Raw genomic sequence first — 19879 nt, forward strand, 5'->3', positions numbered from 1 at the left:
CCGGGTTGTTGAACAGGTGAGGGCCTTCTGGGTTCGGTGTGGATTGCGACATCTACCGCCGACCGCCAGGAGGCCCTCGTGTCCCACCGTAATGCCCCGCTGACCCCGACCGGCAGGCTGCGTCTGGCCCGGTGTGTTGTGGACGACGGCTGGCCGCTGCGGCGGGCCGCGGAACGCTTCCAGGTCAGCCATACCACTGCCATGCGCTGGGCCAACCGCTACCGGCAGCTGGGCGCGGCCGGGATGCACGACCGCTCCAGCCGCCCTCACCACAGCCCGCGCCAGACCTCTGCCACGGTCGAGCAGCAGGTCCTGCACCTGCGGCGCGAGCACCGGATCGGGCCGGTACGGCTGGCCGCCCGCTGCGGCATAGCCGCCTCCACCGCCCACCGCATCCTCATCCGCCACCACCTGCCCGCCCTGTCCACGCTGGACCGCGCCACCGGCGAACCCGTGCGCCGCTATGAACGCTCCCGGCCCGGGGAACTGGTCCACATCGACGTCAAGAAACTCGGCCGTATCTCCGACGGCGGCGGCCACAAGGTCCTCGGCCGCGCAGCCGGCCGGGCCCACCAGGACCGCCGCAACGGGACCGGATACGCCTACCTGCACACCGCCCTGGACGACCACACCCGTCTCGCCTACACCGAAGACCTGCCCGACGAGAAGGCCGCCACCTGCGCCGGCTTCCTGACCCGGGCCGCCGCCTGGTTCACCGCCCGCGGCGTGACCATCGAGCGGGTCATCACCGACAACGCCTGGGCCTACAGCAAGAACACCTGGCGCACCACCTGCCACGACCTGGGCATCAGCCCCCGCTGGACCAGGCCCTGGAGGCCTCAGACCAACGGCAAGGTCGAACGCTTCCACCGCACCCTGCTCGAGGAATGGGCCTATCAGCGGCCCTACACCTCAGACAGCGAACGGCAGGCAGCGTTTCCCGACTGGCTCGACTGGTACAACTACCACCGACCCCACACCGGCATCGGCGGCCACCCACCAGCCAGCCGCATCACCAACCTGTCCGAACAACACAGCTAGTCTTCTGAGTCGGGAATTCTGTTCAGATAGCTGGCGAGGCGTTCGAGGATCTCGTCTGCGGTCTTGGTCCACACGTAGGGCTTGGGGTCGGTGTTCCATGCGGTGATCCAGGCACGGATGTCTACCTCGAACACCGAGCGAACCGCAGCCCTGGCAAACTTCCTCCACACCTACAACCACCACCGCTGCCACACCGCACTCGACGGACACCCGCCCATCACCCGCGTCAACAACCCTGCGGGTCAATACACCTAGGCCGTGCCTTCAAGTCCCGCCGCGGCCGTGCGGCTAGCGGACCGGCCAGGGTGCCGCTGTCTCCTGGTCCGTGGTGGCGCCCGCGTACACCGCGCACGCGTCCGTCAGCGGCTCCAGCAGCGTCAGCGGCTCCGGGAGGGTCGCGCCGGGGACCGGCGGGCGTACCCAGCGGACCACCGCGTCGGGGCCCTCGCCGGGCAGCCGGGCCGGGGGCACGAGCACGTAGCTGCCGCGGCAGTGCCAGCGCAGGCCCGGATGCTCGTCCATCGTCTCCGGGTGGCAGTCCAGCTCGCACGGCCACCACTCGTCCTCGTCCTCCGGGGTGCCGCGGGTGGCGGTGAAGAACAGCATCCGGTCGCCGCCCGAGAGCGCCACGGGGCCGGTCTCGGTACCCTCCGTGTCCAGCCGCTCCAGCGCCATGCGGCCCGCCTCCGCGGGCACGTCGAGGACGTCGTGCGCACGGCCGGTGGCGGTGATGAAGTTCGCCTGCGGCTGGCCCTGCGCCCAGCGGGTGATCTGGTCGGGGTCGGTGGTCGCCTGCGTCTGCCAGGCGAACGAGACGGGGTGCCGCCCGGGGGTGGGGCAGCCGATGCGTACACAGGAGCAGCCGTATCCCTCCGGGTACGCGGCGGGCGCGAGCGGGAAGCCCGCTCCGGCGGCGGCCCGCAGCAGATCCTCGCGGGCCGCTTCGCCGCCCGCCCCGGCGGTACCGCCGCCGGTGCGGGCACGGCGGCGCAGCCACTGGGAGAATCTGCTCTCGCGTTCCATCTATCCCCTCACTCTCCCGACCAGGGCGGCGTGGCTCCGGATGTGTCGAGGGTACGCAGCGGCACGCCGGTGCATCACCGAATCCTCGGACACGGGTAACCGTCGTCCAGTCTCCTCCTCCGCACGGGCGAACGCGCACCCGGGTGGCATACGGGCGGCACGGAGACGACGTACAGAGGGCGCACGGGCGGCGCGCGGGGGGCGTACGGGGGCGTCCGGGCGGCGCCCGTGGATCTTTCGCCGGTTCAGCCGGTTCAGCGGCGAACCCGCGCCGGACAGTGGACGATGTCTCCGACAGTGCACGGCGATCCCGTGAGGAGCTCTCGTTGTTCAGTTCCCGCCGCTATCTGATGTGCCCACCCGAGCACTTCCGCGTCACGTACTCCATCAACCCCTGGATGGACCCCGGCAAACCGGTGGACCTGCCCCTCGCCGTCACGCAGTGGGAGCATCTGCGCGACCGCTACCGCGTCCTCGGCCACACCGTCGAGGAGCTGGAGCCGCAGCCCGGCCTCCCGGACATGGTGTACGCCGCGAACGGCGCCCTCGTCGTCGACGGCCGCGTGCTCGGCGCCCGCTTCGCGTACCCGGAGCGTACGGCCGAGGCCGCCGCCCACCTGGCCTGGTACCGCGGGCACGGCTACGAGGACGTACGCGAACCCGAGCACATCAACGAGGGCGAGGGCGACTTCGCCGTCACCCCCTCCTGGCTGCTCGCCGGGCGCGGCTTCCGCAGCAGCCCGCTGTCACACGGCGAGGTACAGGAGTTCTTCGGACGCCCGGTGATCGGCCTCGACCTGATCGACCCGCGCTACTACCACCTGGACACGGCGCTGTGCGTCCTCGACGACACGGTCGACGGCGAGGTCATGTACTACCCGGAGGCGTTCTCGCCGGGCAGCCGCGCCGTCCTCGCCCGGCTGTTCCCGGACGCGCTGATCGCGACGGAGGCGGACGCACGGGCGTTCGGCATGAACGCGGTGAGCGACGGCCACCACGTACTGCTGCCGCAGACGGCACAGGGCCTGTTCGAGCCGCTGCGCGAGCGCGGCTACGAGCCGGTCGGCATCGACCTCGGCGAACTGCTGAAGGGCGGCGGCAGCGTGAAGTGCGTGACCGCGGAGCTACGCGGGTAGCGCGGCCCCCTCCGTCTGCGGGCCTCGGCCTTACACGGTCCCACGGCCTTACGGCCCTACGGCTGGGGCGGCGGCCACTCCGCGCCCCAGCCGGTGTCGCGCGCGGCCCGGTACACCGGGCCCTGGCGCTTGCTGACCGTCACGCGGCGCAGCCCGTCCCCGGCGGTGCACAGGTCCAGCAGCACCTGGCCTTTGCGCAGCTGCGGCTTGCGTACGACTCGGGAGGCGGCCGGTTCGCCCGGTGCGCCCGTGTCGGGGCGTACGGCCGCCGGGCGCACGGCCGCCACGTAGCTGAACTTCTCGTCCTCGTACGCGAGCGAACCGCCCTTCACCTGCCGGTGCAGCGACGAACGGCTGACGCGCGCCGCGAAGTGGCACCAGTCCTCGCCCGGCGTGATGGGGCAGCGGTCGCTGTGCGGGCAGGGGGCCAGCACGGTCAGGCCGGCGCCGGTCAGCACGTCACGGGCCGCGCGGACGCGCAGGTAGCCGTCCGGGGTGCCGGGCTCGACGACCACCACCGCACGACCGGTCCCGGCCGCGCCCGCGACGACGGCGCGGCGGTCGGCGTCGGTGAGCTCGCCGAGGACGTACGAGACGGTGACGAGGTCGGCACGGTCGGCGTCGGCGCGGTCGGCGTCCGCGTCCGCGCCGCCGTTCGTGAGCCTGCGCGGCCGCCACTCGGCGGCGCGGAGGGCGGCCGAGTCGGACGCCGCGGCCAGCTCGCGGCCGAGGTCGAGGGCCGGGGCGGCCCAGTCGAGCACGGTGGTCTTACGCGCCGGTCCGTCCGCACCGTCGCCCCAGACCCGGGCTGCCGCCCAGACGGCCGCGCCGGTGCCACCACCGATGTCGAGGTGCGACGCCGGACGCCAGCCGGGCACCCGTACGGCGAACGCGTCGAGCGCGGAGGCGGCGGCCTCGAAGGTGGCGGGCATCCGGTAGGCGGCGTACGCCACGACATCCGCGCGGTCGCGCAGGACGGGGGCGCCGGTGGGGGTGTCGCCGCGGTAGTGGCCGATCAGCCGCTCCACGGCGGCGGCGGCCTGCCGTGGCGGCAGCCCGTCCAGAAGGGCGTCCAGCGCGGCACGCAACTGCTGGTCAACGGCCCGCGCGGGGGCCGCCGCGGCGGCCGGATGCCTGACATGATCCACCCGGGCAGTCTAGGCGCTCCGCCCAGGCCCCTCTCCGCCGGAGGCAACGGCACCACGTGCGCAAGCGCACGCATTCCTCCCGCCGCCGCGGCGGCGCGCCACCACACCGAGAGCCCGGCGGAATCACGAGGGGCCGCAACACCCACGTACGGCCAGGACACAGACGCACGGCTACGGCACACACACGTCACAGCACCGCCCTCGCCAGGCGCGTGGCCGCTGCCGCACGTGGGGTGGAGTCCGGGGGGCGGCGGACCGGGTGGACCGTGTTGGCGAGCAGGATCAGGAACGTGTCGGTGACCGGGTCGAGGACCAGGCTCGTGCCCGTGAAGCCCGTGTGGCCCGCCGCGCGCCCGTCGCTCAGGGGGCCCGCCAACTCGCCCATGAACCACGGCTGTCCGACGCCGAAGCCCAGCCCCGGCGGTTCGAGGAGCCGGGCCACCGACGACGGGGCGAGGATGCGCGCCGGCCCGTACGCGCCGCCCGTCAGCAGCGTGCGGCAGAGCACCGCGAGGTCGCCCGCCGTGCTGAACAGCCCGGCGTGGCCGGCGACGCCGTTCAGGGCGTGGGCGTTCTCGTCGTGTACGCGGCCCCGCAGCATGCCCCGGTCCATCTTCGCCCAGGGCTTGCGCTGGTCCTCGGTGGCGGCGATGCGGGGGCGCCAGCCGCGTGGGGGCCGGAAGCGGGTGCGGGTCATGCCGAGCGGGCGCGTGATCCCCTCGCGTATGAGGGCGTCGAGCGGGCGCCCGGTGACGAGTTCCAGCACGCTCTGGGCGAGGAGCAGGTTGAGGTCGGAGTAGCGGTACGCGCCGCCGGGCGGGGTGAGGGGCTCCTCGGCCCAGACGCGTTCCATGCGGGTCTTGGGTTCGTGGTCGTACAGCGGGAGTTCGGGCCGGAGCCCGGAGGTGTGGGTGAGCAGGTGCTGGAGCGTCAGACCGTGCTCGGGCACCTTTAACGCGGCGAGCCCGAGACCGCCGAGCCCGGCGTCCCCGCCCAGGCCGGCCGCGCCACCCGCACCGCCCGCACCCGCGCCCGCGCTCCCGATCCCGCCGGCCGCCGTCCGCGCGTACGACGTGATCGCCCGGTCCAGCTCCACCGTCCCCCGTTCGGCCTGCTGGAGCACCGCGACCGCCGTGAACAGCTTCGTGAGCGAGGCGAGGTCGAAGACCGTGTCGGGCCTGGCGGGCACCCACTGCTCGCGGGGCAGTTCGACGCCCAGCCCGCGCTCCGGGTCGTACGAGGCGTAGCGCACGGCCCAGCCCGCCGCGTGTTCGACCGCCACGTACGGGCCGCGCCCCGCCAGCACCACGGCGCCGGAGCACCAGGTGCCGGGCAGCGCGTCGATGTCCGCGGTGAGTCCGGCCAGTTCCGCCGCCCGCAGGCCGGCCCGTTCAGGTGAGGCCGCGTGCCTCAGTCTCGCGTACGCCATGGTCGGCAGAGTGCCACGAAACAGGCCGCGGCCAGGAGCAGCGAGGCGAGCTGGACGATTGCCATGGGTACGGCGGTGTGCTCGCCGGCGATCCCGACGAGCGGCGACGTGATGGCGCCGATGAGGAACTGCGAGGTGCCCAGCAGCGCCGAGGCGGAGCCGGCGGCGTGCGGAGTGCGCATCAGGGCCTGGGAGTTGGCGTTGGGCAGGATCAGCGCCATGCCGGACATCAGCACGAACAGCCCGGTGGCGACGGGCAGCAGGCCGGGCCGCCCGAAGACGCCGGTGGTCATCAGCAGCAGGGAGACGGCCGCGGACAGCACGACGCACAGCCCGAAGGCGATCACCTTGTCCAGCGGCACGCGGCCGACGAGGATCTTGCCGTTGATCTGGCCGACGGCGACCAGCCCGATGGAGTTCGCCATGAACAGCAGGCTGTACGTCTGCGGCGAGGCGCCGTAGATCTCCTGCATGACGAACGGCGAGGCCGCCACGTACGCGAACAGCCCGGCGAAGGTGAAGGCACCCGCGAGGAGGTAGCCGGTGAAGACGCGGTCGCGGAACAGGCCGCGCATGGTGTGCAGGGCGGCCGGGACACCGCCGCTGTGCCGCTCGCCCGGTGGCAGGGTCTCGGGCAGCCAGCGCAGCACGATGAAGGTCAGCAGTACGCCGATGCCGGTGAGGATCAGGAAGACCCCGCGCCAGTCGGTGAAGCGCAGCACCTGGCCGCCGAGTACGGGCGCGAGGATCGGTGCCACGCCGGAGATCAGCATGAGCGTGGAGAAGAAGCGGGCCATGGCGAGCCCGTCGTACAGGTCTCGGACCACGGCGCGCGCTATGACGATGCCCGCGGCGCCGCAGAGGCCCTGGAGCAGCCGGAACAGCGTCAGCGTCTCGATGGTCGGCGCGACCGCGCAGGCGGCGCTGGCCAGCACGTATCCGAGCGAGCCGATGAGCAGCGGCCTGCGGCGGCCGAACCGGTCGCTCATGGGGCCGACGACGAGCTGGCCCACGGCGAGGCCCAGCAGGCAGGCGGTCAGCGTGAGCTGGACGGTGGCGGCCGGGGTGTGCATGGCGCCGCCGACGTCCGGGAGCGCCGGAAGGTACATGTCCATCGAGAGCGCGGGCAGGGCGGTGAGGCTGCCGAGGATGAGGGTGACCATGAGCCCGGCGCGCCGGCGCGGTGTGAACGGCGGTACGGACGGGGAGCTCTGGCCTGGTTTCCCGGGCTGGCCGGGTCCCCCGGAGTGAGCGGGGTGGCCGGGCTTCCCGTGCTGGCCGGGCTTCCCGTACTGCTGACCGGCTTTGCCGGTCTGGGTGCCGGTTGCGGCGGAGGCGCGGGGGGCGCCGGAAGCGCCGCGGGCGCCGGGGACGGTGGCGGGGTGTTCGGGAGTCGTAGGGAGTACGGCCGGACTAGAAGGGCCGGGGTCGGTCATGCACCTCTCCAGGAGATTGTTAACGGCAGACACATTCTCCCAGCAAAACCTGCCCCGGCCCACCCGATTCGCCGGTCAGGGATCACGCGTCCTTGAGACCTGGGTCACCCGCGCGGGACGTGAAGGACCGCGCCGTGCTGATGGTGCCGCCCGGTGAGGTGACCTTCGAGACGATGCGGTAGTCGGCCCGCAGCTGCTGCCGGTCCATCGTGACCAGCAGGTATCCGCGCCGCCCGTCGAAGTACTTCATGTGCGGGTTCGCCTTGAGCATCACTTCCCAGTCGTCCGGACGCTCGGCGCCGTCCATGCCGCTGGCGAGGGACGTGGTGACCAATTCCACGCCGAGTGTGCGGGAGTCCGGCTTGTCGTAGTCCTCTTTGATGTCCATCGCGTAGTGGACGTGGACGTCACCGGAGAGGACGACGAGGTTCTTGACGCCGGCCGTACGGGCGCCGTCCAGCACCCGCTTGCGGTTGCCGGGGTAGCCGTCCCAGGCGTCCATGGAGACCGGGGAGGGCTCCTTCACCTGGTTGCGCCGGCGGGCGAAGATGATCTGCTGCGGGAGGACGTTCCACAGGGCGTCGGACGCCTTCCAGCCGTCGATCAGCCAGCGCTCCTGCTCGGCGCCGGTCACCGTGCGGGAGGGGTCCTCGGATTCGGGCGTGGGAACCTGCCAGCCGTCGCCGTTGGCCTGGTCGTCGCGGTACTGCCGGGTGTCGAGCACGTCGAACTGCGCCAGCTTGCCGTACCGCAGCCGCCGGTACAGCTGGAGGTCCGCGCCCTTGGGCTGCTGCGGCTTCCGCAGCGGCATGTTCTCGTAGTACGCGCGGTACGCGGCTGCCCGGCGTACGAGGAACTTCTCGGCGCTGCTGCCGTCCTCGGGGACCTCGTCGGCGTAGTTGTTCTCGGTCTCGTGGTCGTCCCACGTCACGACCCACGGGTGTGCGGCGTGCGCGGCCTGCAGGTCCTTGTCGGCGTGGTAGAGCGAGTAGCGGAGACGGTAGTCCTCGAGGGTCATCGTCTCCTTGTTGAAGTGCGCGGGGAGGACGACGTCCTTGTACGCGCGTGCGCCGCCCGCGGAGTCCACGGCGTACTCGTACAGGTAGTCGCCCAGATGGAAGACCACGTCGAGGTCTTCCGCGGCGAGGTGCTTCAGGGCCGTGAAGTAGCCCTGGTGGTACGCCTGGCACGAGACGGCGGCGAAGCGCAGCGACTCGACCTCTGCGTCGGCGGCGGGCGCCGTACGCGTACGGCCCACCGGGCTGGTCCACTCGCCCACCGTGAAGCGGTAGTAGTACGTCTGCCCCGGCTCCAGTCCGTCCGGCTCGACGTGGACGGCGTGGTGGAACTCGGGGTGCGCGACGACCTGCCCCGAGCCGGCCGTGAGGAAGAAGTCCTCGTCCTCGGCGATCTCCCACTCGACGGTCACGGGCTCGGCGGGGAGTCCGCTGTCCGCCTGGTACGGCTCGGGCGCCAGTCTGGTCCAGAGCACCACGGAATCGGGCATTGGATCACCTGATGCCACACCTAGGGTGAAGGGTTCCTTTTCGATTCTCATAGGATTAAGTGTGGACACGGCGTGGGCGGTATTGGGAAGGTTCGTGCCGAAAGCCAGTGCGAGTGCTGCACCGGATACGGTCAGAAACCGGCGGCGGCCCAAGTGGCGGGCGGCGGCACGGAGTTCGTGGTCGGCGCTCACTGGTTGCGTCATACGGCCGAGTGCAACGGACCGGGGCGGCGTCTCGTTGGCGCGTACGCGACAGACGTATGACCATCGGATGGCGACTGACCGCGCGACTGCCTGCGCGAGTGGCTGCGCGACTGACCGCGCGTCGGGCCGGACGCCGGGCCGGACGGCGACGGGCCGCCCGTCGGCCGGGGGCCGTTCGCGTACGCTGCGGCCATGGCGGGAGAGGACAGCGCGCCGCGTACGGGTGGCGCACCGGGCGGCACGGCGGGAGGCGCCGGCGCGCCCGTGAACGCGGTGGTCACCGGGGCCGGTTCGGGCATCGGACGCGCGGTGGCGGTGGCACTCGTGGAGGCGGGCTGGCACGTGACGCTCGCCGGACGGCGGACGGCACCGCTCGAGGAGACGGCGGCGCTGGCGGGGAGGGGCAGCTCGACGGCTGTCGTATGCACGGATGTCACTGATCCAGAATCAGTCACCGCGCTGTTCCGCGCCGTTCGGGAGCGACACGCGCGAGTCGATCTGCTGTTCAACAACGCGGGCTCGTTCGGGCCTCCGCATCCCCTCGAAGAGCTGGCCTACGAGGACTGGCAGAACGTCGTCCAGACCAATCTCACCGGGGCTTTCCTGTGTGCGCAGGCGGCGTTCCGGCTGATGAAGGAGCAGGACCCGCGGGGCGGACGCATCATCAACAACGGCTCGCTTTCCGCCCATGTGCCTCGCCCCCATTCGGTGGCATACACCGCGACGAAGCACGCCGTGACCGGCCTGACCAAGTCGCTCTCGCTGGACGGACGCCCGTACGGCATCGCCTGCGGGCAGATCGACATCGGCAACGCCGCCACGGACATGACGGCCCGTATGCAGACGGGCATCCGGCAGGCCGACGGGAGTACGGCCGTCGAGCCGGTGATGGACGCGGCGGACGTCGCCCGGACGGTGCTGCACATGGCGGCACTGCCGCTGGAGGCGAACGTGCAGTTCGCGACGGTGATGGCGACGGCGATGCCGTACATCGGTCGCGGCTGAGCCGGGCCCCTGCCTTGCCGTCGCCTGCGGCGGGTGGTGCCGACGGGTTGGCGCCTGGGCCACGGCCCGCAACCTTCTGGTGCAGGGGCGGGGCCCCGCTCCCCGGCCCACGCGGGCCGGTCGTGGGCCGCGGGAGCCCGCGGCGCCGCCCGGCGCAAGAAAGGCCGGAATACATCCCCTCCGCGCCGCGGTTCACCGGCCATGACGATCAACGGTGGACAGACGGACACGGCGGTGCTGCGCTACACCGCCTTCTCGCGTACCCCGGACGGCGGTAACCCGGCCGGAGTGGTGCTGGACGCGCGCGGGCTGAGCGACGAGCGGATGCTCGCCATCGCCGCTGAGGTGGGTTACTCGGAGACCGCCTTCCTCACCCCTCCCCCGGACGGGCTCGCGGGCGCCGTGCCCGGACGGGCGTTCACCGTCCGGTACTTCAGCCCCGTCGCCGAGGTCCCCTTCTGCGGGCACGCGACCGTCGCCGCCGCCCTCGCTCTCGCCGAGAGCTCCGCCGGGCCGGGCGAGCTGCTGTTCGCGACGCCCGCCGGAACCATCCCGGTGGCCGTCACCCGGAACGAGGACGACGGCTTCCGCGCCACGCTCAGCAGCGTCGAGCCGCACTCCATGCCCGTCGACGACGCCGACCTCACCGAGGCGCTGGCCGCGCTCGGCTGGCGGCGGGACGAGCTCGACCCCGTCGTGCCGCCCCGGCTCGCCTTCGGCGGCGCCCGGCACCTCGTACTGGCCGCGGGCACGCGGGAGCGGCTGGCCGCGCTCGACTACGACTTCGCGCGGCTGAAGGCGCTGATGCTCCGGCTGGACCTGACCACCCTCCAACTGGTGTGGCGGGACCCGGCGTCGGAGAGCGGCACCGTGTTCCACGTACGCGACCCGTTCCCGGTCGGCGGTGTGGTGGAGGACCCGGCGACAGGCGCGGCCGCGGCGGCGTTCGGCGGGTACGTACGGGAGCTGGGCCTCGTGCCGGAAGCCGCTACGCTCACTCTCCACCAGGGCGACGACATGGGGCGCCCCGGCGTCCTCACCGTCGAGCTGCGCGCGGGCGACCCGCGGGTGCACGTCTCGGGCGCGGGGACCCGTATCGGCTGACGGCCCGGCACCGGCACCCGCACCGGCCCCGCGAAGGCACCGGTGAAAGAGGGAGCGGAACGGGCAGCAGCCAGGGCAACGACGGCAGCGCGCACGTACGCACCGAAGGGACGGTTCCGAGTTGAGCGGCGACCCCGGCTTCAGCAACTACCAGAACGAGATCTACCTCCACGGTCTCGAGGACCGCCACCCGCCCTTCACCACCGACTTCACCGCGCTCGAGGCGTCCGCGCGGGAGCGGCTGGAGCCGGGCCCGTTCTGGTACGTGGCCGGTGCCGCCGGCTCCGGTGCCACCGACCGCGCCAACCGCGCGGCGTTCGACCGGTACCGGCTCGTCCCGCGCATGCTGACCGGCGCCACCGGCCGCAGCCTGCGGACGACGGTGCTGGGCGGCGAACTGCCCGCGCCGGTGCTGCTCGCGCCCGTCGGCGTCCAGTCGATCGTGCACCCGGACGGCGAACTCGCCACCGCGCGCGCGGCGTCCGCCCTCGGGCTGCCCTCCGTGCTGTCCACCGCCTCGTCGCACACCCTTGAAGAGGTGGCGGAGGCGGGCGGCGACGGGCCGCGCTGGTTCCAGCTGTACTGGCCGAACGACGACGACGTGTGCGCCTCGATACTCGGCCGCGCACGCGCCGCCGGGTACAGCACGCTCGTCGTCACCCTGGACACCTGGACTCTCGCCTGGCGCCCGCACGACCTCGACCGCGCGTATCTGCCGTTCATCCGCGGCATCGGCACCGCCATCGCGTTCTCCGACCCGGCGTTCCGCGCGGGGCTCGCGAAGTCGCCGGAGGAGGACCTGATCTCGGCTGTGCTGCGCTGGGTGCCGATGTTCACCGGCACCGACAAGACGTGGGACCGGCTGCCGTTCCTGCGCGCGCACTGGGACGGGCCGATCCTGCTGAAGGGCATTCAGCACGCCGACGACGCCCGCCGCGCCGTCAACGCGGGCATGGACGGCATCGTCGTCTCCAACCACGGCGGCCGCCAAGTGGACGGCGCCGTCGCCGCCCTCGACGCGCTGCCCGCGATCGCCGAGGCGGTGGGCGACCGTACGGAGGTCCTGTTCGACTCGGGCGTACGGACCGGCGCCGACGTGCTCAAGGCCCTGGCGCTGGGCGCGAAGGCGGTGCTGCTGGGCCGCCCGTACGCGTACGGGCTGGCGCACGGCGGCGAGGACGGCGTACGCCACGTGCTGCGCGGCCTGCTCGCGGACCTCGAGATCACGCTGGGTCTGACCGGCCACCGGTCGCCCGCGGAACTGTCCCCCGACGACCTGTGGCGGGAGCGGTGACGCTGCGCGCCACACCCGTCCGCTCGATCGGGTGAGCGGACTCTCGATCGCTTGAGCGGGGCCCATTCCGGCCAATCCCTCGTCGGTTTCACGCAGCGTTCACATGACGACTTGCAAAGTGTCATCAGGCCTTGGACACAATGGAGATCGCTGTCGACGACCCCGGAAGGCGGAAGATGCCACGCAGAGCGATCGTCGTGTTCGTCAACGCCGTCGCGGTCCTGCTGTCCGTCCTGCTGGCCGCCGACACTGCGGCGGCCCAGGTCGTCCCCGCCGTCAAGAGCAGCGCAGTCACCACCCAGGACACCCGTTCCGTACCGGCGGCGGAGACCGACGCCATGCCGGACGACTCCCAGTCACGCCGCCGAGCGCGCGCCCAGGCCGGCACCCCGGCCCTCGTCATGAGTTCACTGCCCGTGTGCGGTTGCCAATTCCGGCTGCCGCAGACGACCGTCAAGACACCCGCGTGCGCGGGAAGCAAGGGGCTGCCGAGGGAGAGATCCGTGGGCGTCCAGGTGCTGCACCAGACGTTCCGCTGCTGATCCCCGGCCCCCGGGGGCGGCCCCGCCCGCCCCGTCCTTCCGTACGGTGCCTCCGCGCCGTACGGCGGCTCCGTACCGCACCACCGTGCCGTACCGCACGGCGGACCGGCGCGTACACGTGCCCCTGTCCGTAACGCCGAACTCGACGCTACGAACCGACCCCCCGCGCAGACACACCCCGCGGCCCCGCCGGGCCCGCCCGCACAGGCGGTGCCGGTGGCGGGCCGTGGGCGGGTGCCCCCTGCGCAGAGGGGGATGGAGGTGACCCCCATGCAGTCCTTCATCCACCACGCACGCGACTTCCACTCCCGGGTGATCAGCCGCGCCGACGAACGCGAGACCTTCGGGCGGCTGGCACACGGCCAGTCCCCCGAGGCCCTGTTCATCACCTGCTCCGACTCGCGGGTGGTGCCGAGCATCTTCACCGGGGCCCGTCCCGGACAGCTCTTCGAGCTCCGTACGGCGGGCAACGCGGTCCCGCCGTACGGCGCTGCCGAGCGGCCCAGCGGTGAGGCCGCGACCATCGAGTACGCGGTGTGCGTGCTGCAGGTGCCCGACATCGTGGTGTGCGGGCACTCGCACTGCGGTGCCGTCGGCGCGTGGGTGCGCGGCGACGACCTGGCGGCGGTGCCGGCCGTCCACGGCTGGCTGACCAGTCAGCTCGCAGAGCCCGCCGTCCTGACCCGCGGCCACGGCGGAAAAGGGGAAACGAGGCAAGCAGACGCGGCGGAGGAAGCGGACGAGCCCGACGTGTCCGCCGCCGTACAGCGCCACGTACGCGCCCAGTTGGAGCGGCTGCGCGGTTACCCGCACATCGCGGAGCGCGAGGCGGCCGGCCAACTGCGGCTGCACGGCTGGTTCTACGCGGTCGACACCGGCCTCGTCCTCGAGCACCACGCCGGGACTGATGTGTTCCTCCCCCTCTAGGTCTCTCTGGGCCCTTTGGGCCCTTTAGTCCCTTCTGCGCGCCGCCGCCTCCCCCGCCACCCGACGTACGCAACACCCCCCGGAGAACTGATGACCAAACTCAACCCGTTGCGGAGCCCCGGCACGCTCCGGGCCGACCTCACGGCGTCACTCGTCGTCTTCCTCGTCGCGCTGCCGCTGTGCGTCGGCGTCGCCGTCGCGTCCGGCGTGCCCGCCGAACTCGGCCTGATCACCGGCATCGTGGGCGGACTCGTCACCGGTTTCCTGCCCGGCAGCAGCCTCCAGGTGAGCGGCCCGGCCGCCGGCCTGACCGTGCTCGTCTACGAAGCGGTCGAGACGTACGGGCTCGGCGCGCTCGGCGTACTGGTCCTGGCCGCCGGCCTGCTGCAGCTGCTGATGGGCGCGCTGAAGCTGGGCCGCTGGTTCCGGGCGATCTCGGTCGCCGTCGTCCAGGGCATGCTCGCGGGCATCGGCCTGGTGCTGATGGCCGGTCAGGTCTACGCGCTCGCCGACCGTTCGGCGCCCGGCAGCGGCATCGAGAAGCTGACCGGACTGCCCGGCCTCGTCGCCGACACCGCGGGCTCCGGCACCGCGCTGACCGCCGCCGGGGTCGGGACGGCGACCGTCCTGCTGCTCGTGCTGTGGCCGAAGTGGCCCGCGGGCGCGAAGGTGCTGCCCGCGCCGCTGGCCGCCGTCGCCCTGGCCACGGCGGTGACCGTCGCGTTCGACCTGCCGATCGCCCGCGTCCGCGTCACGGGCCTCGTCGAGGCCGTACAGCCGCCGGGACTCGACGAGTTCGGCGGCCTGGCCACGACCGGAATGATCGGCACCGTCCTCGCCTTCACGCTCATCGCCTCGGCCGAGTCGCTGTTCAGCGCGGCCGCGGTGGACCGTATGCACGACGGGCCCCGTACGGACTACGACAAGGAGCTGCGGGCACAGGGCGCGGGCAACGCCGTCTGCGGCGCCCTCGGCGCCCTGCCGATGACGGCGGTCATCGTCCGCAGCTCCGCCAACGTCTCGGCGGGCGCCCGTACGAAGGCGTCGCGAGTGCTGCACGGCGTGTGGCTGCTGGCGTTCGCCGCGGCGTTCCCGGCGGCGCTGGAGGTCATCCCGGTGGCGGCGCTGGCGGGCGTGCTCGTACACGCGGGCTGGAAGCTGATGCCCGTACGGGACTTCGGGCCGCTGTGGCGCGAACACCGGGCGGAGGCCGTGGTGCTGGCGGTCACGGCGGTGTCGATCGTCGTCACGAACATGTTCGAGGGCGTGCTCATCGGGCTGCTGATGTCCGTCGTCAAGACCGCCTGGGAGATCTCGCACGTGCACGTGGAGACGGAGGACCCGGGCGCGGGCCGCCCCGTACGCGTCCACGTACGCGGCAACGCCACCTTCCTCCGGCTGCCGAAGCTGCAGGACCAGCTGGACACGCTGCCCGCCAACCGTACGGTCGAACTCCACCTGGGCGGGCTGCGGCACATGGACCACGCGTGCGGACTCGCCCTGTCCACCTGGGAGGAGCGGCACAACCGCACGGCGGCGCGGCTGTCCGCGGAACGGGAAGGGGAAGGCACGGAGATAGCGGCGGAACACCCTCTGCCGGACCGCTCGCCCTCCTAGGGCGGCAGACGACTAGGCGCAGGACGGGCACAGCCCGCGGTACGTGACCTCCGCCTCGGACACCGTGAAGCCGAACCGCTCCTCCTCCGGGAGGTCGGCCAGCGGATCGGCGGCGGGGTGGACGTCGCGGATCGTGCCGCAGCGGGAGCACACCAGGTGGTGGTGCGGGAGGTGCGCGTTGGGGTCGTAGCGGCGGGCCCGGCCGTCGGTGGAGACCTCGGTGACCTCACCGAGGGAGACCAGCTCGCCCAGCGCGTTGTAGACGGTCGCCCGGGAGATCTCCGGCAGCCGCTGCGCCGCGCGGGCGTGCACCTCGTCGGCGGTGAGGTGCACGTGGTCGCCGTCGAGGACCTCGGCGACAACACGCCGCTGGGAGGTCATCCGCCAGCCGCGCTCTCGCAGTCGCTCCAGCAGGTCGCTCATATCGGTTCACCTTTTCAGGTCCGGCGGGACACCCGCGGTTCGCTCTCGCTGCGGATGTCCTGGGGCCGAGTGGATATGGATTTGGCCCGCTTCTTGACTTGGATTCTGTCCATCGTAGGATCGGTTCCGGTAATAGCCAAGGGACAGCGTAAGGCCCGCGTCGGGGACAACCACTACCACGTCATGTGTGCCGGTTGTACGGGTCGTCGCCGTCGTCGCCGACTTCGTCCGCGCGGTCGGCGGGGCTCGTGCCCGGCCGCGCACGACGACTGCGGCTCCGTGCCCGGCGGAGCCGGGCTCCGTCACTGCTCCCGTCCTCCCTGTCCCCGGCTTTTCCCACCCCCGCAGTTCCAGAGCACCGAGATCCGCCTGGTCCGGAAGGATTCCCATGTCTGAGAACCAAGATGCACACGCCGTAGACGCGAAGGCGGAGGGCGAGGGCGGCTGCCCGGTCGCGCACACGCGCGCCCCGCACCCGACCCAGGGCGGCGGCAACCGCCAGTGGTGGCCGGAGCGGCTCAACCTGAAGATCCTCGCCAAGAACCCCGCCGTGGCCGACCCGCTCGGTGAGGACTTCGACTACGCCGAGGCGTTCCAGAGCCTCGATCTCGCGGCGGTCAAGCGGGACATCGCGGAGGTGCTGACGACCTCGCAGGACTGGTGGCCGGCCGACTTCGGGCACTACGGCCCGTTCATGATCCGGATGGCGTGGCACAGCGCGGGCACGTACCGCATCAGTGACGGCCGCGGCGGCGCCGGCGCCGGTCAGCAGCGCTTCGCGCCCCTGAACAGCTGGCCGGACAACGCGAGCCTGGACAAGGCCCGCCGCCTGCTGTGGCCGGTCAAGAAGAAGTACGGCCAGAACATCTCGTGGGCCGACCTCATGATCCTCACCGGCAACGTGGCGCTGGAGTCGATGGGTCTCGAGACCTTCGGCTACGCAGGCGGCCGCGCGGACGTCTGGGAGGCCGACGAGGACGTGTACTGGGGCCCCGAGACCACCTGGCTCGGCGACGAGCGCTACACCGGCGACCGCGAGCTGGAGAACCCCCTCGGCGCCGTGCAGATGGGCCTCATCTACGTCAACCCCGAGGGCCCGAACGGCAACCCGGACCCGGTCGCCGCGGCACGCGACATCCGCGAGACGTTCCGCCGTATGGCGATGAACGACGAGGAGACGGTCGCCCTGATCGCGGGCGGCCACACGTTCGGCAAGACCCACGGCGCGGGCCCCGCGGACGCCGTCGCCGCCGACCCCGAGGGTGCCCCGATCGAGCAGCAGGGCCTCGGCTGGAAGAGCTCGCACGGCACCGGCAAGGGCGCCGACGCGATCACCAGCGGCCTCGAGGGCATCTGGACGAACACGCCGACCACCTGGGACAACAGCTTCTTCGACATCCTCTTCGGCTACGAGTGGGAGCAGTACAAGAGCCCGGCGGGCGCGTGGCAGTGGCGGCCGAAGGACGGCGCCGGCGAGGGCACCGTGCCCGACGCGCACGACTCGTCGAAGAGCCACGCCCCGACGATGCTGACGACGGACCTCTCGCTGCGGTTCGACCCGGCGTACGAGCAGATCTCCCGGCGCTTCCACGAGAACCCCGCCGAGTTCGCGGACGCCTTCGCCCGCGCGTGGTTCAAGCTGACCCACCGCGACATGGGCCCGGTCGTGCGCTACCTCGGTCCGGAGGTCCCCAGCGAGACGCTGCTGTGGCAGGACCCGCTGCCGGCGGTGACGCACGAGGCCGTCGACGCCGCTGACATCGCGTCCCTCAAGGGGCAGATCCTCGCCTCGGGCCTGACCGTGTCCCAACTGGTGTCCACCGCCTGGGCGTCGGCCTCGTCCTTCCGCGGCAGCGACAAGCGCGGCGGCGCCAACGGCGCCCGCATCCGCCTCGAGCCGCAGAACGGCTGGGAGGTCAACGAGCCCGACCAGCTGGCGCTCGTACTGCGCACCCTCGAGGGCATCCGGGACGGCTTCAACGACGCCCAGACCGGCGGCAAGCGGGTCTCGCTCGCCGACGTGATCGTGCTCGCGGGCGGCGCCGGCGTCGAGAAGGCCGCGAAGGACGCGGGCTTCGACATCGAGGTGCCGTTCAACCCGGGCCGTGTGGACGCGTCGCAGGAGCAGACGGACGTGGAGTCGTTCACCGCGCTCGAGCCGGCCTCCGACGGGTTCCGCAACTACCTCGGCAAGGGCAACCGGCTACCCGCCGAGTACCTGCTGATCGACCGGGCGAACCTGCTGACGCTGAGCGCCCCCGAGATGACCGTCCTCGTCGGCGGCCTCCGGGTCCTCGGCGCGAACTACCAGGAGTCGAAGGCCGGCGTGCTCACCGGCACCCCCGGCGCCCTGACGAACGACTTCTTCGTCAACCTGCTCGACATGGGCACCACCTGGCAGGGGACGGCCGAGGACGCGAACCACTTCGAGGGCCGCGACTCCGCCACGGGCGAGCTCAAGTGGACGGGCACCCGCGCCGACCTCGTCTTCGGTGCGAACTCCGAACTGCGCGCGCTGGCGGAGGTCTACGCGAGCGACGACGCGAAGGAGAAGTTCGTGAAGGACTTCGTCGCGGCGTGGGACAAGGTCATGAACCTCGACCGGTTCGACCTGGCCTGAGCCGGGCCGTACGGCCTGAGCCGTACGGTCTCGCCTGGTCCGGCCTCGTACGGCTGACCGCTCCCCTCGGGTGACACCGGGGGGAGCGGCAGACGAGCCGTGCTGTAAGCCGGATTCTGTTCCGGGCGGACCTCGCGGTCCGCCCGGAGGCGGCCATCCATCTACGATCGCCGTCGCCGGCGACCTCCAGCGGTCTACCCGCGGACTCGGGCGGGCCGCCCTCGAACATCCGCGCAGAGCCACCGCCCCGTACGGGACGCGGCCCCATCTTGACCTTGCTCCAGGTGGGGTTTACCGAGCCGGCCAGGTCACCCTGGCCGCTGGTGGTCTCTTACACCACCGTTTCACCCTTACCGGGTGCCTCGCGGCCCCGGCGGTCTGCTTTCTGTGGCACTTTCCCGTGGGTCGCCCCAGGTAGGCGTTACCTACCACCCTGCCCTGCGGAGCCCGGACTTTCCTCGGCGGAATCCTCGCGGATTCCGACGCGACCGCCCGCACGACTCGTCTGCCGTGCCTCCATCGTACCCGGGTGATCAGCCTGGCCCGGACCTGCCCGCCGGCGCCCGTAGGCTGCGGGCACAGGACAACCGGAACGACCGGAACACGTGAACGTGAGGAGAAGCAGGTGCTCGTGCTGTTGCCGCCGTCCGAGGGGAAGGCCACGGTGAGGTCGCGTACCAGGCTGGACCTGGGGGCGCTGTCGCTGCCCGGTCTGACGGACGCGCGCGCGGCGGTGCTCGGGAAGCTGGTCGCGCTCTGCTCCGGCGACGCGGAGAAGGCCCGCGAGACGCTCGGCCTGAGCGAGGGCCTGCGCGGCGAGGTGACGAAGAACGCGGGCCTGCCGACCGCACCCGTACGGCCCGCCGGCGAGATCTACACAGGCGTGCTCTACGACGCGCTCGGCCTGGCCACCCTGAGTCCGGCCGCGAAGCGGCGCGCGACGCGTTCGCTGCTGGTCTTCTCCGGGCTGTGGGGAGCGATCGGGATCAAGGACCCGATCCCGGCGTACCGCTGCCCCGCCGGCGTCAAGCTGCCCGGCGTGGGCGCGCTGGGCGCGCACTGGCGGCGGCCGCTGGCTCAGGTGCTGCCGGAGGCGGCGGGCCGCGGGCTCGTCCTGGACCTGCGCTCCTCCGCGTACGCGGGCATGTGGCGGCCGGCCGGCGAGCTGGCGGAGCGTACGGCGACGGTACGGGTGCTGCAGTCGACAGTCGTGGACGGCGTCGAAAAGCGCAGCGTGGTCTCGCACTTCAACAAGGCGACCAAGGGGCGGCTCGTACGCGACCTGCTGGAGGCGGGCGCGGCGCCGCGCGATCCGGCGGCGCTGGCGGTCGCGCTGAAGGAGCTCGGTTACGCGGTGGAGGGCTCGGCGCCGGAGCGGGCGGGCACGCCGTGGCAGCTGGACGTGATCGTGACGGAGCTCTGA

Annotated in this window: 16 protein-coding genes, 1 other RNA gene and 1 pseudogene; 10 read left to right on the forward strand and 8 right to left on the reverse strand. The window is 72.3% G+C overall.

Annotation, left to right across the window (positions count from 1 at the left end):
• Positions 1-78 precede the first annotated feature (78 nt).
• Entirely contained in the window at positions 79-1041 is a 963-nt protein-coding gene (locus DVA86_RS28070; RefSeq protein WP_208882479.1) for an IS481 family transposase, read from the forward strand.
• On the opposite strand, the pseudogene DVA86_RS28075 reads toward DVA86_RS28070, so the two are convergent.
• Both DVA86_RS28075 and DVA86_RS28085 read right to left on the reverse strand, forming a co-directional pair.
• A pseudogene (locus tag DVA86_RS28075) lies at positions 1038-1166 on the reverse strand (IS630 family transposase); the annotation flags it as partial. The gene DVA86_RS28070 and the pseudogene DVA86_RS28075 overlap by 4 nt on opposite strands.
• Positions 1167-1329: 163 nt before the next feature.
• The gene (locus DVA86_RS28085; protein ID WP_208882481.1) at positions 1330-2064 is read right to left on the reverse strand and encodes a bifunctional DNA primase/polymerase; all 735 of its coding nucleotides are present in this window, start codon (positions 2062-2064) and stop codon (positions 1330-1332) included.
• 326 nt (positions 2065-2390) lie between these two features.
• Between DVA86_RS28085 and ddaH the strand changes: the two genes are divergently transcribed.
• The gene (gene ddaH, locus DVA86_RS28090) at positions 2391-3200 is read left to right on the forward strand and encodes a dimethylargininase (RefSeq protein ID WP_425470938.1); all 810 of its coding nucleotides are present in this window, start codon (positions 2391-2393) and stop codon (positions 3198-3200) included.
• A gap of 56 nt (positions 3201-3256) precedes the next feature.
• Here the strand turns inward: ddaH and DVA86_RS28095 are convergent, their stop codons facing one another.
• The 4 genes from DVA86_RS28095 to DVA86_RS28110 all read right to left on the reverse strand — a co-directional run bounded on the left by DVA86_RS28095 (position 3257) and on the right by DVA86_RS28110 (position 8924).
• A complete protein-coding gene (locus DVA86_RS28095; RefSeq protein ID WP_208882483.1) occupies positions 3257-4348 on the reverse strand; it encodes a small ribosomal subunit Rsm22 family protein in 1092 nt (363 codons plus the stop codon).
• Positions 4349-4535: 187 nt separating this feature from the next.
• Positions 4536-5777, reverse strand: a complete 1242-nt coding sequence (locus tag DVA86_RS28100; RefSeq protein ID WP_208882485.1) for a serine hydrolase domain-containing protein — start codon at positions 5775-5777, stop codon at positions 4536-4538.
• Positions 5759-7213 (reverse strand): multidrug effflux MFS transporter, encoded by a 1455-nt coding sequence (locus DVA86_RS28105; RefSeq protein ID WP_208882487.1) that lies wholly within the window; start codon positions 7211-7213, stop codon positions 5759-5761. Before DVA86_RS28105 ends, DVA86_RS28100 begins: the two co-directional genes overlap by 19 nt.
• Positions 7214-7295: 82 nt before the next feature.
• Complete coding sequence (locus tag DVA86_RS28110; protein WP_208882489.1) at positions 7296-8924, reverse strand: alkaline phosphatase D family protein; 1629 nt, start codon at positions 8922-8924, stop codon at positions 7296-7298.
• A gap of 192 nt (positions 8925-9116) precedes the next feature.
• Between DVA86_RS28110 and DVA86_RS28115 the strand changes: the two genes are divergently transcribed.
• The 6 genes from DVA86_RS28115 (at position 9117) to DVA86_RS28140 (ending at position 15413) form a co-directional block, all read left to right on the forward strand.
• Positions 9117-9929, forward strand: coding sequence for an SDR family oxidoreductase (locus DVA86_RS28115; RefSeq protein ID WP_208882491.1), 813 nt, complete (start codon positions 9117-9119; stop codon positions 9927-9929).
• Between the two features lie 201 nt (positions 9930-10130).
• Positions 10131-11033 carry a PhzF family phenazine biosynthesis protein gene (locus DVA86_RS28120; protein WP_208882493.1) on the forward strand — a complete coding sequence of 301 codons (903 nt, stop codon included), beginning with the start codon at positions 10131-10133 and terminating at the stop codon, positions 11031-11033.
• Positions 11034-11154: 121 nt separating this feature from the next.
• Positions 11155-12327, forward strand: a complete 1173-nt coding sequence (locus DVA86_RS28125) for a lactate 2-monooxygenase (RefSeq protein WP_208882495.1) — start codon at positions 11155-11157, stop codon at positions 12325-12327.
• 176 nt (positions 12328-12503) lie between these two features.
• On the forward strand, positions 12504-12869 hold the full coding sequence (locus DVA86_RS28130) for a hypothetical protein (RefSeq protein ID WP_208882497.1): 366 nt from the start codon (positions 12504-12506) through the stop codon (positions 12867-12869).
• Between the two features lie 270 nt (positions 12870-13139).
• Positions 13140-13796: a carbonic anhydrase gene (locus tag DVA86_RS28135; protein ID WP_208882499.1), complete on the forward strand. Its 657-nt coding sequence runs from the start codon at positions 13140-13142 to the stop codon at positions 13794-13796.
• A 90-nt stretch (positions 13797-13886) separates the two neighbouring features.
• Positions 13887-15413 (forward strand): SulP family inorganic anion transporter, encoded by a 1527-nt coding sequence (locus DVA86_RS28140; protein ID WP_208882500.1) that lies wholly within the window; start codon positions 13887-13889, stop codon positions 15411-15413.
• Positions 15414-15425: 12 nt separating this feature from the next.
• On the opposite strand, the gene DVA86_RS28145 is transcribed toward DVA86_RS28140, so the two are convergent.
• Positions 15426-15836, reverse strand: coding sequence for a Fur family transcriptional regulator (locus DVA86_RS28145; RefSeq protein WP_208882502.1), 411 nt, complete (start codon positions 15834-15836; stop codon positions 15426-15428).
• A 388-nt stretch (positions 15837-16224) separates the two neighbouring features.
• Between DVA86_RS28145 and katG the strand changes: the two genes are divergently transcribed.
• Entirely contained in the window at positions 16225-18456 is a 2232-nt protein-coding gene (gene katG, locus DVA86_RS28150) for a catalase/peroxidase HPI (RefSeq protein WP_208882504.1), read from the forward strand.
• An 89-nt stretch (positions 18457-18545) separates the two neighbouring features.
• On the opposite strand, the gene rnpB is transcribed toward katG, so the two are convergent.
• Positions 18546-18960, reverse strand: an RNA gene (gene rnpB / locus DVA86_RS28155) — RNase P RNA component class A.
• A gap of 121 nt (positions 18961-19081) precedes the next feature.
• Here rnpB and yaaA point away from each other — a divergent pair.
• On the forward strand, positions 19082-19879 hold the full coding sequence (yaaA, locus tag DVA86_RS28160; RefSeq protein ID WP_208882506.1) for a peroxide stress protein YaaA: 798 nt from the start codon (positions 19082-19084) through the stop codon (positions 19877-19879).

This window comes from Streptomyces armeniacus, from assembly GCF_003355155.1.
Lineage (GTDB): Bacteria > Actinomycetota > Actinomycetes > Streptomycetales > Streptomycetaceae > Streptomyces > Streptomyces armeniacus.

Excerpts from the sequence above, each read along its gene's own strand:
- DVA86_RS28115 (WP_208882491.1), top strand. The coding sequence starts at position 9,117 with ATGGCGGGAGAGGACAGCGCGCCGCGTACGGGTGGCGCACCGGGCGGC.
- katG (WP_208882504.1), top strand. The coding sequence starts at position 16,225 with ATGTCTGAGAACCAAGATGCACACGCCGTAGACGCGAAGGCGGAGGGC.
- DVA86_RS28110 (WP_208882489.1), bottom strand. The coding sequence starts at position 8,924 with ATGACGCAACCAGTGAGCGCCGACCACGAACTCCGTGCCGCCGCCCGC.
- DVA86_RS28085 (WP_208882481.1), bottom strand. The coding sequence starts at position 2,064 with ATGGAACGCGAGAGCAGATTCTCCCAGTGGCTGCGCCGCCGTGCCCGC.
- DVA86_RS28140 (WP_208882500.1), top strand. The coding sequence starts at position 13,887 with ATGACCAAACTCAACCCGTTGCGGAGCCCCGGCACGCTCCGGGCCGAC.
- DVA86_RS28105 (WP_208882487.1), bottom strand. The coding sequence starts at position 7,213 with ATGACCGACCCCGGCCCTTCTAGTCCGGCCGTACTCCCTACGACTCCC.
- DVA86_RS28120 (WP_208882493.1), top strand. The coding sequence starts at position 10,131 with ATGACGATCAACGGTGGACAGACGGACACGGCGGTGCTGCGCTACACC.
- DVA86_RS28100 (WP_208882485.1), bottom strand. The coding sequence starts at position 5,777 with ATGGCGTACGCGAGACTGAGGCACGCGGCCTCACCTGAACGGGCCGGC.
- DVA86_RS28135 (WP_208882499.1), top strand. The coding sequence starts at position 13,140 with ATGCAGTCCTTCATCCACCACGCACGCGACTTCCACTCCCGGGTGATC.
- DVA86_RS28130 (WP_208882497.1), top strand. The coding sequence starts at position 12,504 with ATGCCACGCAGAGCGATCGTCGTGTTCGTCAACGCCGTCGCGGTCCTG.
- DVA86_RS28145 (WP_208882502.1), bottom strand. The coding sequence starts at position 15,836 with ATGAGCGACCTGCTGGAGCGACTGCGAGAGCGCGGCTGGCGGATGACC.